Genomic DNA, 13,129 nt, shown 5'->3' on the forward strand with positions numbered 1-13,129 from the left:
TCCACACACGCCCCGACACGGAGAGAGAGATTCGAGGGCCTATGCTCCGCATGATGACCGAGGGTCGCGCCCGCCAGGGCGTCCGCAGCGTCGCGCTCGACGCGCTGGCCACCGCGCGTGACGCGGGAGCGGCCGCCGTTCGATCGGCGCGTGACGTCACGATCGACTTCGGGCGCGACTCCCGGGCCCGTGACGTCGCAGCCGCCGTGTCGCGCAACGCTTACGGGATGCTCGTCCTCGATGACAGCGGCACCGTCGTCCACGCCAACCCGGCCGCCGCCGGCCTGCTGTCCGACACGGTCGACAACCTCGTCGGGCGGCCCTTCGGGCATCGCGTCTCGGCAGGAGCGCCTGTCGAGATCGACATCGGTCATCCCGACGGCACGACCGGGGTCGCGGAGATGCAGGCCGTCGAGACGGTGTGGGACGGGCGCCCGGCGCTACTCGTGTCGCTCCACGACGTGTCGGCGCGTGTGCGGGCGCAGCAGCGTCTTGCCGACGAGGCCATGCACGATCGGCTCACCGCGGTCGCCGGGCGGGAGTTGTTCATCGACCGCATTCGTCACGCCCTCGATGAGGCACGCCGTCCGCCTCATCCCGGATGCGCGGTCCTCTTCATCGACCTCGACCGCTTCAAGGAGGTCAACGACACGTTCGGCCACCGGGCCGGCGACGCGGCCCTGCGGGCCGTTGCCGGTCGCCTCACCGACTGCGTGCGGCCGGGCGACACCGTCGGCCGACTGGGAGGCGACGAGTTCGGCATGCTCCTCCAGCGCTGTGAGGACACCGCCGACGCACGGCAGGTGGGGGCGCGGATCCTCGCGGCCCTGGCCGAGCCGGTCGTCGTGGGCGGGTACGACTTCGACATCGGAGCGAGCATCGGCGTGGCGTTCGGCCGGGAGGGCGAGACGCACCCCGACGAACTCCTCGCCGACGCTGACCGTGCGATGTACCACGGCAAGGCGCTCGGTGGTGGGCGTGTCACGGTGTTCGACGAGGCGATGCACCGCCAGAGTGTGTGGCGCGACCGTCTCGAGAACGATTTCCGCAGCGCCCTCGAGCGCGGAGAGCTGCGGGTTCACTACCAGCCTGTCATCGACCTCGACAGCGAGCGGATCGAGGGCTTCGAGGCCCTCGTGCGGTGGGAGCACCCAGCGCGCGGCCTGATCCCGCCGTCGGAGTTCCTGCCAATGGCCGAGCAGGTCGGGCTCATCGGCGATCTCGGCCGTTTCGTGCTTCGCGACGCCTGCGCCCAGTTGCAGAGCTGGCGCGACGAGCAGCTCGTCGGCGATCGGATCACGATCACGGTGAATGTGTCGTCGCGTGAGCTGGCCAATCCGGGCTTTCTCGACGACGTGACGTCCATACTGCGCGAGAGCGGCGTCCCGGCAGCGAACCTCCGGCTGGACATCACCGAGACCACGCTCATGGGCGTGGAACGCTCGGTCGATCGGCTGGCACAGCTCGCGGCGCTGGGAGTGCAGCTCCAGATCGACGACTTCGGAGCCGGCTACTCGTCGTTGCGCGACCTCGACCGTCTCCCCGTCGCGGCACTGAAGCTCGACCGCGATCTCGTTGCGGGCGTCGAGGAGGGACGTGGTTCCGCACTGGTGCAGGCAGCGGTGGCGTTCGCGCACGCCCTCGAGATCCGCGTCGTGGCCGAGTGTGTCGAAACCGATGCACAGCGTGTTGCGCTGCGTCGTCTGGGATGCGACGCCGTCCAGGGTTTCGTGGTGACGGCACCCCTGGCCGCCGACGAGGCGGCCGATCTCCTCCCCGCGTAGAGCCGGCGGTCGCTGACCTCCGTCAGCTGTCGAGACCGTAGAGCCGGAGAGCGTTCCCGCCCATGACAGCCGCGACAGTTTCCGTGCCGAGCGGCTGTGCACGACGAGTTGCCTCGGCGGCGGTCCCGGGGAACTCGCCGTCCCAGTGCGGGTAGTCGCTCGCGAACACCAGGCTCTCGGCGCCGAGATGCTCCACGTACGGCTCGAGCAGGGTCTCCTCGCACTCGAAGGAGAAGTAGCACTGGCCGCGCGCGATCAACTCGGTGACGGGCGTCGTCATCGCCGGGAGCATGTCGCGCAGCTTCTCGAAATGCTCGTCGACGCGAGCCGCGAAGAACGGGACCCATCCGACACCCGATTCGAGAAACGCCACCCGTAGCGTCGGGAAGCGGTCCAGCACGCCACCCATCGCGAGAGAGGTGAGCGCCACCATCTGGTCGGTGGGGAACGAGAGCGCGTGGACCTGGGCGTAGTTGGTGAAGCGCTCCGCCGCCGGGAGCGGTACGTGCATTCCGGGAGCGCCGTGCACGGCGACGGCGGTGCCGAGGCCCGCCGCCGCCTCGAAGAAGGGGGTGAGCGTCCCGTCGTCGAGGTTCCGGTCCGACAACGCCGGTGGAACCGTCACGCCGACCGCGCCACGGTCCACGGCCCGCCGGAGCTCGTCGACGGAGCGGCGGGTGTCCTGGAGCGGGACGGCGGCGACCGCCTTCAGACGGTCGGGATCCTCCGCACAGACATCGTCGAGAAGCCAGCTGTTGTAGGCGGCGCACATGTCGGCGGCGAGCCCGACATCAGTGATGCCGGTGGCGCCGATGACGAGACCGCCGTACAGCACCTGGATGTCGATTCCCTCTGCGTCCATGTCGCCGAGGCGCGTCCGGACGTCGCGGGCGCCCGCAGCGGCCGCCGGGTTGACCGACGCGTCGACGGGTGCTCCGCGGCCCGGCCCCTCCTGGAGGGGGTACGGACGGCCCTCGATCTCGAGGACGTCACGACCGCCCGACGACGTGACTCCGAGCCACCCCGGGTGACGGGCCTCCACGCCGCCCCAGTCGAAGGGGTTCTCGTTCACGTGGGCGTCGGCGTCGACGGTCGGCACGGTCACGGCGGAACGATACGGCCGGCGGCGTTGTGCCGTCGAGGGCCGGGTGTGCCACGATTGGCGGCGCGGGCGAAGCGAGCAGTCAGCGGGCACGCGCAGCGAGCAAGGAGTCGACGTGGCACTCGAGATTCGGATCGACCGGGAGACCTGCATGGGATCCGGGAACTGCGTCTTCTGGGCGTCGGGCGTCTTCGACCTCGACGACGACGGCATCTCGACCGTGATCGACGTCGAGGCGGCACCGAAGGAGAAGATCGTTCTGGCCGCGCAGGGGTGCCCCACACAGGCCATCGTCGTACTCGAAGACGGCGAGAAGATCGCCTGACACATGCCGATCGGGGTGTCCGAGGACCACGTCGAGCTCCACGACGCGGCGCGCCGCTGGATCGAGGGGAAGTGCCCGCCGTCGGTTCCCCGGGCTCTCCTCGACGCCGATTCCGAGACCCGGCCGACGTTCTGGGAGTCCCTTGCCGAGCTCCACTGGATGGGCCTGGCCGTCGACGAGGAGCACGGCGGTGTCGGGCTCGGTATCGCCGAGCTGGTCGTCATCGTGGAGGAGCTCGGCCGGGTCGCCGCTCCCGGGCCCTTCCTGCCCTGTGTCGTGGGGGCGGCGCTGCTCGAACGGGGTGGCAACGCCACCGCGGCCAAGACCTTCCTCCCCGGCATCGCAGCAGGGGAGCTCGTCGCCACGGTTGCCTTCGGTGCGGGGCTGGTCGCCGAGGAGGCGGCCGAGGGGCTCCGGGTCACGGGTGAGGCCACGCCAGTGCTGTCGGGGCATCTCGCCGACATCGTGCTGGCACCGGTCACTGTCGACGGCTCCACGAGGTGGTGTGTCCTGGCCGACGACCAGTTCGTGGCGGAGGAGTTGCCGAGCCTCGATCTCACGCGGCGGGTCGCTCGCGTCACGGTCGACACCGCGGGCACCCTCGTCGGCGACGATCGCACGCTTCCGGCACTCGACGACCGGGCCGTGGCCGACACTGCGGCGGTTCTCTTCGCAGCCGAGGCGGTCGGTGTGGCCCAGTCGTGTGTCGACACCGCCTCGGCCTACGCAACAGAGCGAGAGCAGTTCGGCCGGCCGATCGGCCAGTTCCAGGGGGTCAAGCACCGCTGCGCCGACATGCTCGCCCGTCTCGAGTTGGCCCGTGCGGCCACGTGGGATGCCGCACGAACGGCCGATGAGGGCGTCCCCGAGGCGGGCTCCGACGACCCGGGAAGCGTCGGCGACACGGTCGGGTTCACGGCTGCGGTCGCCGCCGCCCTGTCGCTGGACGCCGCGGTGGAGAACGCCAAGGACCTCATCCAGGTGCTCGGGGGCATCGGCTTCACCTGGGAGCACGACGCCCACCTGTACCTCCGCCGTGCCACGACACTTCGCGCGCTCGTCGGACCGGGCGACCGCTGGCGTGTGCGCGCCGCCCGGCTCGCCGCCGACGGTGTGAAGCGTCGCCTCGACGCCGATCTTCCTCCCGAGGCCGAGACCTACCGCTCGGAGGTACGCGAGTTCCTCGCGACCGTCGATGGGCAGGACTCCGACGACGCGCGTTCTCGGATGGCCGAGTCGGGGTACCTCACGCCGAGCTGGCCGAAACCGTGGGGACGCGATGCCGACGCCGTCGAGCAGCTCGTCATCGACGAGGAGTTCCGCCGTGCCCGGCTGCGCCGGCCGGTGATCACGATCGCCGGGTGGGCGCTGCCCACGATCATCGTCTACGGCACGCCGGAGCAGCAGGAGCGGTGGATCATGCCGACGCTGCGGGGTGAGCTCGAGTGGTGCCAGCTGTTCAGTGAGCCCGGTGCGGGCTCCGACCTGGCGGGGCTCACGACCAGGGCCGAGCGCGACGGTGACGTGTACCGCGTCAACGGCCAGAAGGTCTGGACGTCGCTCGCCCAGCACGCCCAGTGGGGGATCGCCCTGTTTCGCACGGATCCCGACGCACCCAAGCACGAGGGGATCTCGTGCTTCATGGTCGACATGTCGCTGCCGGGCATCGACATCCGCCCGATCCGCGAGCTCACCGGCCAGCCCATGTTCAACGAGGTGTTCTTCGACGACGTCGAGGTGCCTGCCGACTGCCTCGTCGGCGACGAGGGGGACGGGTGGCGTGCGGCACGGACGGCGCTCGCCAACGAGCGTGTGTTCATGGGGAGCGGACGGACCGTCGGACGCGGTGTCCGCGGGATCCTGAAGATCCTCGAGCGCACGGGACGTGCCGACGACCCGGGAGCCCTCGACACGGCCGGTCGCCTCGTGGCCGAGAGTCACGCTCTGGCCTGTCTCGGCTTCCGTCTCACCCTGTCGGCACTCACCGGTGCCGACCCGAGCGGGTCGGAGGCCGCGGTGCGCAAGCTCCTGAGCGTCCACCACGACCAGGACGTCCAGGAGGTCGGCCTGGCGTTCCTCGGCGCCGAGGGCGCCGTCATGGACGGTGAGGCGGCCGCCTGGGGGCGCCAGTTCCTCTTCAACCGCCAGCTCACCATCGCCGGCGGCACCAGCGAGGTGCAGCGCAACATCATCGGTGAGCGCATTCTCGGCCTCCCCAAGGACTGAGCACCCCCGCACCAGCTCCTCTCCACCCTCCCCAACCCGCCGAGATGGTGCGTTTTGCTCGGGATGGGCCGGGTTTTCGCACCATCTTCCGGGGGAAGGGCGGGCCGAGATGGTGCGTTTTGCTCGGGATGGGCCGGGTTTTCGCACCATCTTCCGGGGAAGGGCGGCGACATCGGAGATGGGTGTCATACGGGAGCGCCACGATGAGCCGATGGACGACCTCGCGGTGCTGCTGGAACTCGCACGACGGCAGTTCGGGACTCTGTCAACGAACCAGGCGGCATCGGTCGGATTCGGAGAGCACGACCTCCGCCACCTCTGCGCGAAAGCCGTGCTCCGCCGAGCAGAGCACGGCGTGTACGTCGTGGGCGGTAGCCCGGTGTCGTTCGAGCAGCAGGCGTGGGCGGCGCTGCTCGCCTGCGGGCCCGACGCCCTCCTGTCGCACTACTCGGCGGCGCTGCTGTGGGAGTTCCCGAACGTGCTCGACCAGCCACCGCTGCATGTGCTCGTCGAGCGAGGTCGGATCGTGCGTCGTTCGGGGATCGCAGCGCACCGGACGAAGACCCTGCCCACCGCCGACCGGACCACACGAAGCGGTGTTCCGGTCACCTCCGCTGCGAGAACGCTCGTCGACCTGTCGGGATGGATGTCGGTGGGCCAGATCGCCCGGGCGCTCGACGACGGGATCCGGCGCGGCGTTCTCGGGCTTCGAGCAGTCGCCCGGTGCGTTTCCCGTCTCCAAGCGGGCCCCGGCCGACGTACCAGCGTCGTGAGGATGCTGCTCGACGAGCGCCTGGAGCGCTTCGAGCCGGGCGAGAGCGCACTGGAGAGCCGAATCCACCGAGCGATCGTCGAGGCGGGGCTACCCGAACCCGTGGCGCAACACGAGGTCTCGGTCGCCGGCTCGCTCTACCGGATCGACTTCGCCTATCCCGATGTGATGCTCGGCATCGAGGTCGACGGGTTCGACGTCCACCGAGTCCGCACGGCCTTCGACCACGACCGCCGACGGAGCAACGCACTCCAGAACAGGGGATGGCGCCTCCTGCACTTCACGTCGGCACATTCCGACGGTGAGGTCGCACGAACCGTCGGAGCCGCCCTCCGTCAGGCCCACGAGCCGCTCGCCCGCACCGCTTGAGCGCCGCACCTCCCGCTCAGCCTCCGAACATCTCCCGCAACTCGTACTTCTTCACCTTGCCCGTGGGGGTGCGAGGGAGGTCGTCGACCACGCGCAGGTCTTCGGGCCACTTCTGCCGGGCCAGGCCCTGCTCGCCGAGGTGCGAGCGGACGGCAGCGAGGTCGGGCACCGGGGCTTCGGGGAGCATTCGCACGAAGGCGCAGGCATGCTCACCGAGGCGTTCGTCGGGGGCGGCCACGACGGCCACCTCCACCACGCCGGGCATCCGTGCCAGGAGATCCTCCACCTCCGCCGGTGAGACGTTCTCACCACCGCGGATGATGACGTCCTTCAACCGGTCGGTGATCGTCAGGGCGCCACGGCCGTCGAGAACACCGATGTCACCCGTGCGGTACCACCCGTCAGATGTGATGGCGGCCTCGGTGAGGGCCGGGTCGGTGTAGCCGCCGAAGAGGTCCGGGCCGCGGCTCCAGACCTCGCCGGGAGTCCCTGTCGCTACGTCCTCCCCGTGCTCGTCGACGATCCGGACCTCGACACCCTCGAGGGGAATACCGTCGGTGTGGCACCGCTGCCCGACGGGAGCGTCGTGCGTGCTGCCCGTTGTCGACGGATGCTCCGTGGAGCCGTAGGAGCGCGTTGCGCTGATGCCGAGGTCGGTGAGCCGGTCGGTGACCGCATCGGGCACCGGCGAGCCCCCGAGGCCGATGAACCGCATTCGGTCGAGATGCGCTTGGCCGAAGTCGGGATGGTCGATGAGGCTCTGGCAGAAGAACGTCGAGCCGCTCCCCGCCGTGAGGTCGGCCTCGAGCATCCCGGCGAGGACCATGCCGGGATCCCACACGTCGGCGAGGTGCACGTCCTGTCCGCGGCGCAGCGGGAGGAGGAGCCCGGCGAGCATGCCGATGGCGTGCGCGACGGGTGCCCCCACGAGGGCGGCGCGGTCGCCGCGAGCCTGGATCGACGCGAGCTGGCGGGCCTCGGCCGTGATCGTACGGTGCGTGTGGATCACGCCCTTGGGCGCGGCCGTGGTGCCGGACGTGTAGCCGATCACCGCAGGTTCACACGGGTCGACGTCGGCGGGCCGCTCCATCGGGTCGGTGGCCGACAGCTCGTCGAATGCCACAGCGTCGACGCCGTCGCGCACAAAGCGCTCGGCAGGGGGCCCCGTGCCCTCACCCCCGACCACGACCACGAGCCCGAGATCGGGTGTCGTCGGCCCGAGCGACTCGAAGCCGGCCCGGTAGTCGAGGTGGCCGAAGCCCGTCGTGGTCACGAGTGCCCGCGCACCCGACTCCGTGAGGATGTAGCCGAGCTCGTGGGGCCCGTAGAAGTGCACGACGGGAACCAGAACGGCCCCGAGGTGAGCCAGGCCCCAGAAGGTCGCCGCGGCCTCCTTCCAGTTCGGCAGCTGGAACGCGACGACATCGCCGGTGCCGATCCCGCGCGCCGACAGCCCGGCGGCGAAGCGGCGCCCCAGGTCGGCGACCGCCCCGACGGTTCCCTCGTAGGACCGGCTCGATGACCAGATGCGGAACACCGAGTCGGCACCGGCCCGCAGGTCGGCGTCGAGCAGCGCGGGAAGGGTGGCCCCGTCCCACAGGCCCTCGGCTTCGTAGCGCGCCGAAACCTCCGGTGGCGGCTCACGCAGTTCCCACATGCCGGCCGAGAGTACGGCCCGTCGTCGCTCTCCGCCACGGAGCCGACGGATGTCGGGACACAGCTAGCGTGGACCGTGTGGAGCGCGTCTTCGCGGGTCTTGTCGTTCTGGTCCTGGTGGCGGCCGGATGCGACTCGGGGAGTTCTGGCGAAGCTCAACCGGGCGATCCGGTGGCTGAGCTCCAGGCGGCCATCGACGCGACCCTGGCGGCCTCGGGTTTTCGGACGACGTCCATCCCCGTGGATCCCGAGACCGGTGAAGGGCTCGAGGACGCGGACGACGGCAAGGGCCACCCGGCCAGCTTCACCGACTACCAGCTACCCGATCGTGTCCGCGATGTCAGCTCCGATTCGGAGTCGGAGGCCGACTTCGAGGTGATCGCGATCGGATTCGACACATACCAGTCGACCTTGGGCCGACCCGGGTTCTACACCGAGGTCCCGTATCCGGAGGAGTACTCGCTCGCGGATGACCTCCTGGGTCTCCTCGAGACACTGTCGGACACGGTGGATGGTGTTTCGGTCGAACGCAGCGGCGATGCCTACAGCTTCGCACTCCCGCCTCGTGCCTTCTTCGAAAGCCAGACTGCCGTCGAAGCGACGAGCGACGACGGCCACCTCAGTTCCCTGGAGCTACGAGGGGAGTCGTTCGACGAGGAGGCAACGACCGCGCTGTTCTTCAGCCATCTCGGTGGGGGATCGGTGGGGACGGCGCACCCGCAAGTTGACATTCCGGGCGACGAGCGGGTAGCAGAAGGGCGGCACGCGTGGCGCCACGGCGACGACAGACGTCACGTGCGGAGTAGGGGTGCGGAGTAGGGGTGCGGAGTAGGGGTGCGGAGTAGGGGATCCGGGGAGACCGATTCGAACATGGCCGAGGACAAGCTGTTCTTCGACGACGTGAGTGAGGGCGACACTGCCCCTGAGCTGTCGCACACACTGGAACGGACCGACCTCGTGAAGTACGCCGGGGCGTCGGGCGACTTCAACCCGATGCACACCGTCGAGCCCGACGCCCAGGCAGCCGGCTTCCCGAGCGTGTTCGGGCACGGAATGTTCTCGGCCGGGCTCGTCGCCCGCTCACTCACCGACTACGTGGGAGTCGGCAACCTCAGGAGCTTCAAGGTCCGCTTCACGAAGCAGACCTGGCCCGGCGAGGTGCTCACGGCGCGCAACACCGTCACGGCCAAGCGCACAGAGGGTGGCGAGAACCTGATCGACATCACCTCCGAGCTGGCGAACGCCGACGGCGAGGTCAAGGTCTCGGGCGAGGCCGTCGCGACGCTCCCCACCCGCTGACCGGCCGAGTCCGCAGAAGAAGTTCACAGAGGAACCCCGCTGTGCCGGTGCCGCGTTTCGACCTCCCGAACCCCGACGTCGAGACGAAGCCGTACTGGGACGCCGCCCGCGACCACCGCCTCCTGATCCAGCGCTGCGCGTCGTGCGGCGGCCACCAGTTCTACCCCCGTCCGTTCTGCAAGGTCTGCTGGAGCACCGACACGGAATGGGTGCAGGCCTCGGGCTCAGCGACGCTCTACTCGTTCTCGGTCGTCCACCAGAACGATCTCCCTCCGTTCCCCGAGCGGGTGCCCTACGTCGCTGCGGTCGTCGACCTGGCCGAGGGGCCGCGGATGATCTCGAACGTCACCGGGTGCGACCGCGACGACCTGGCCATCGGCATGGACCTCGAGGTGTCCTTCGAGGAGATCGACGACGACGTCGTGATCCCGGTGTTCCGCCCGGCGCCGACACCGCGAGCAGCGACATGAGCGGGCACGACACGGGCGGCGCGGGCGACACGACCGCCGACACCTTGCCCGACAAGCCTTTCCGGATCCTCCCCAGGCTCACCGACCGCAACCGCGCCTTCTGGACCGGGGGTGAGCGCGGCGAGCTCGTGTTCATGCGCTGCCGGGATTGCGGGTACTACGTCCACCCGCCGGTGCCGTTCTGCCCGGCGTGTGAGGGCAGGGACCTCGCCCCGGAGGCCGTGTCGGGCCGGGCGACGGTCCACACCTACACGATCAACCACCAGGCGTGGATGCCCGGTCCGGAACTCCCCTACGTCGTGGCGATCGTCAGCATCGAGGAGCAGGACGACCTCCGGCTCACCACGAACATCGTCGGGTGCCCACCCGACGACGTGACGATCGGCATGCCGGTACGCGTCACCTTCGAGCACCATGACGACGTGTGGATCCCGCTCTTCGAGCCCTCGGGCAACGGGGCCGCGTCGTGAGCAACCCTCTCGACGCCGTCGCCGCGGATCTCCGCATCGAGCGCCGCAGCGCCGTCACCGGCCTCGGCCAGTCGCAGGTCGGGCGTCGCATCGGACGCGATCCGCTCGATCTCACCCTCGACGCGTGCATGGCGGCGATCACCGACGCCGGTCTGACCCGCGCCGACATCGACGGCATCGCCACGTACCCCGGGGGAGGGTTCGGCCCGCCGGGATTCTCGGGCGCAGGGGTCGTCGAGGTGCAGGACGCCCTCCGCCTCGAGCTCGGCTGGTTCACGGGAGGGATCGAACTGCCCGGCCAGCTCGGCTCGGTGATCGACGCGTGCCTGGCGGTGGCGGCCGGTCTGGCGACCCACGTGCTCTGCTTCCGCTCCGTGTGGGAGGCCACGGCCCAGGGCGACAAGGGCCGGGCCGGCGTGATGCCCGGAGCCGGAAGCGGCGGGCACGGCGGCGACGGTGGGGGAGGAGGCGGCGGGTTCCGCGCCCCCGACTTCATGCAGTGGACGCTGCCGTTCGCCGCGCCGTCGGCTGCGGTCTGGCTGGCGCTCAACGCACAGCGCCACTTCCACGAGTTCGGCACGACACGTGAGCAGATGGCCCAGATCGCCCTCAACGCCCGGAAGAACGCCGCCCTCAACCCGAACGCCGTCTACACCGACCCCATGTCGATGGACGACTACCTGTCGGCCCGCACGATCACGACGCCGTTCTGCCTCTACGACTGCGACGCCCCCGCCGACGGAGCGACGGCGATGATCATCTCGCGCGCCGAGGTCGCTGCCGACATGCCCCACACCCCCGTCGTCGTCGAAGCGGTCGGGTCCGCTGTGCGCGGCCGACCGTCGTGGGACCAGTTCGACGACCTCACGACGATGGCCGACCGAGACGCCGGGGCGCAGCTCTGGACGCGAACCGACCTCACGTCCGCCGACGTCGACGTCGCCGAGCTCTACGACGGCTTCAGCTTCATCACCATGACGTGGCTGGAGGCGCTCGGCTTCTGCGGGAAGGGCGAGAGCGGGCCCTTCATCGAGGGCGGGCACCGGATCGCCCGCGACGGTGAACTGCCCCTCAACACGCAGGGCGGGCAGCTCTCGGGCGGTCGCCTCCACGGCTACGGGTTCCTCCACGAGGCGGTCGTGCAGCTCCGCGGCGACGGGGGAGCCCGTCAGGTCCCGGGTGAGCCGGCGGTGGCCGTGGCGGCCGCCGGCGGTGGCCCCCTCGCGGGCTGCATGCTGCTCACCACCGAGCGCTGAGAGCGCCGCGCCGGGAATCCGAATTCCCCCTTGTTCCCGTACGCGCCTACTCGTAGTGTGTCAGACTGTGACAGACTGCCTATCAGAGGCTCGAACTCTGGACGTGCTCCTGCGGCGGGGCGCTGACCTGCCCCCGGATGTGGCCTGCGCCGTGCTCGGGCCCGTCGCCGCGACGCTCGACGCCCTCCACCGCCGTGGGCGGTCCCACGGCGCCGTGTCGGCCACCCAGGTCACGGTGAGCCTGCGGGACGGCGAACTGGGTGTGGAGCTCGCGGAGCCAATCGACGGGCCGCTCGACGGTCGGGTCGAGGAGCCCGACGGCGACTCGCGTGGGTACAGCCACCCGCGCGGCGCCCCGCCCGAGGGTCATTCGACCGGTGGGACACCCCGCCTGGGAGCGGGAATCCCGGGTGACGTCGTCAGCTTCGGGTCGCTGGTCGTGCGCTGCCTGGTGCGCACGCTCGGGCCCGACGATCGGCGTTCGCTCGCGCGGGGTCACGACCCGGTCACCGGTCGGCGCGCGACGAGCTGTGCGGCGCTCGTCGACGCCGCACGTGTGGCCGTCACCCCACTTCCCGGCGACGGAACCGGCGCGATGGATTTCTGGGACGAGCGCTCCGGCCCCCTCGAGGGCCTGCGCGCCACATCTCGGTCGGGGCGCACCACCCGCCGGCACCCGACCCACCGGGGTCGGCGCCTCGCGGCCGTCGCTGCATCGACCGTCGGCGTCGTGGCGCTCGCAACCGTTCTCATCTCGCGGGCGTCGGGCGGCTCTCCGACGATGGCGCCGTCACACGCACCGACGCCGACCACCACGACCGGCCACCCGGTGCCGACGACCACGAGCGTGCCCGCGCCGGCTCCCCCGTCGACGGCCGGGTCGGGCGAACCACAGCGGTATTCCGTGCCGGCGCTGCCCGGAGCTCGGGGTGCAGCCGCCGCGCTCAGGGCGTTCGTACCCACGGCACTTCGCGACGGCTGCCGTGCGCCCGACGGCCCCGGCGGAACACTCGCCGACGACCTCGCTCTCGCCGTCCTCGAGTGCGGCACCGACGCGATCCCGGTCCACTACAGCCTCTTCGCCGACACCGAGTCGATGAACGCCGCGTTCACCGCCACGGCGCCCGCCGGTCTGCGCGGGCCCACGGCGCTGTCGGGCCCGCCTCGCTGCCTCGACGGTGAGACCGAGGAGAGAGCCTGGAGCCGCTCGGCCGGTGACCCGGCCGCCGGTCGCTACCGATGCGAGATCGACCCTGGCGGGGCGGCCCTGGTGTGGACCACGGACTCGGTGGCGGTCCTCGGTCGGGCGTCGGCCGACACGGGTGAGCCCTCCGCGGTCCTCGGCGCGCTCTACCGGCTCTGGCGGACCGTCCTGGGGCCCGTCACTCCCTGACGGCATC

At 70.7% G+C, this 13,129-nt stretch carries 12 protein-coding genes; 10 read left to right on the forward strand and 2 right to left on the reverse strand.

Translation table 11 applies throughout. The features are described 5' to 3' along the window. Positions 1-53: 53 nt before the first annotated feature. Positions 54-1,784: an EAL domain-containing protein gene (locus R3A49_01455; GenBank protein MEZ5169398.1), complete on the forward strand. Its 1,731-nt coding sequence runs from the start codon at positions 54-56 to the stop codon at positions 1,782-1,784. Positions 1,785-1,806: 22 nt separating this feature from the next. Here the strand turns inward: R3A49_01455 and R3A49_01460 are convergent, their stop codons facing one another. Beyond that, a complete protein-coding gene (locus R3A49_01460) occupies positions 1,807-2,889 on the reverse strand; it encodes an amidohydrolase family protein (protein MEZ5169399.1) in 1,083 nt (360 codons plus the stop codon). Positions 2,890-3,001: 112 nt separating this feature from the next. Here R3A49_01460 and R3A49_01465 point away from each other — a divergent pair, with 112 nt between their 5' ends. The 3 genes from R3A49_01465 to R3A49_01475 all read left to right on the forward strand — a co-directional run bounded on the left by R3A49_01465 (position 3,002) and on the right by R3A49_01475 (position 6,578). Then, entirely contained in the window at positions 3,002-3,211 is a 210-nt protein-coding gene (locus R3A49_01465; GenBank protein ID MEZ5169400.1) for a ferredoxin, read from the forward strand. A gap of 3 nt (positions 3,212-3,214) precedes the next feature. Then, positions 3,215-5,437 carry an acyl-CoA dehydrogenase gene (locus R3A49_01470; GenBank protein ID MEZ5169401.1) on the forward strand — a complete coding sequence of 741 codons (2,223 nt, stop codon included), beginning with the start codon at positions 3,215-3,217 and terminating at the stop codon, positions 5,435-5,437. A 211-nt stretch (positions 5,438-5,648) separates the two neighbouring features. Further along, positions 5,649-6,578, forward strand: a complete 930-nt coding sequence (locus R3A49_01475) for a hypothetical protein (protein MEZ5169402.1) — start codon at positions 5,649-5,651, stop codon at positions 6,576-6,578. Between the two features lie 16 nt (positions 6,579-6,594). On the opposite strand, the gene R3A49_01480 is transcribed toward R3A49_01475, so the two are convergent. Next, positions 6,595-8,235, reverse strand: a complete 1,641-nt coding sequence (locus R3A49_01480) for an AMP-binding protein (GenBank protein MEZ5169403.1) — start codon at positions 8,233-8,235, stop codon at positions 6,595-6,597. Positions 8,236-8,312: 77 nt separating this feature from the next. Here R3A49_01480 and R3A49_01485 point away from each other — a divergent pair, with 77 nt between their 5' ends. The 6 genes from R3A49_01485 to R3A49_01510 all read left to right on the forward strand — a co-directional run bounded on the left by R3A49_01485 (position 8,313) and on the right by R3A49_01510 (position 13,122). Then, a complete protein-coding gene (locus R3A49_01485) occupies positions 8,313-9,053 on the forward strand; it encodes a hypothetical protein (GenBank protein MEZ5169404.1) in 741 nt (246 codons plus the stop codon). Positions 9,054-9,104: 51 nt separating this feature from the next. Further along, entirely contained in the window at positions 9,105-9,533 is a 429-nt protein-coding gene (locus R3A49_01490) for a MaoC/PaaZ C-terminal domain-containing protein (protein MEZ5169405.1), read from the forward strand. A 41-nt stretch (positions 9,534-9,574) separates the two neighbouring features. Next, a complete protein-coding gene (locus tag R3A49_01495) occupies positions 9,575-10,003 on the forward strand; it encodes a Zn-ribbon domain-containing OB-fold protein (GenBank protein ID MEZ5169406.1) in 429 nt (142 codons plus the stop codon). Beyond that, positions 10,000-10,473: a Zn-ribbon domain-containing OB-fold protein gene (locus tag R3A49_01500; GenBank protein ID MEZ5169407.1), complete on the forward strand. Its 474-nt coding sequence runs from the start codon at positions 10,000-10,002 to the stop codon at positions 10,471-10,473. Before R3A49_01495 ends, R3A49_01500 begins: the two co-directional genes overlap by 4 nt. Next, a complete protein-coding gene (locus tag R3A49_01505) occupies positions 10,470-11,729 on the forward strand; it encodes a thiolase family protein (GenBank protein MEZ5169408.1) in 1,260 nt (419 codons plus the stop codon). The genes R3A49_01500 and R3A49_01505 overlap by 4 nt, the downstream gene beginning before the upstream one ends. Before the next feature lie 103 nt (positions 11,730-11,832). After that, positions 11,833-13,122, forward strand: a complete 1,290-nt coding sequence (locus tag R3A49_01510) for a hypothetical protein (GenBank protein MEZ5169409.1) — start codon at positions 11,833-11,835, stop codon at positions 13,120-13,122. Positions 13,123-13,129 lie beyond the last annotated feature (7 nt).

Source organism: Acidimicrobiia bacterium (genome assembly GCA_041394025.1).
GTDB lineage: Bacteria > Actinomycetota > Acidimicrobiia > IMCC26256 > JAOSJL01 > JAOSJL01.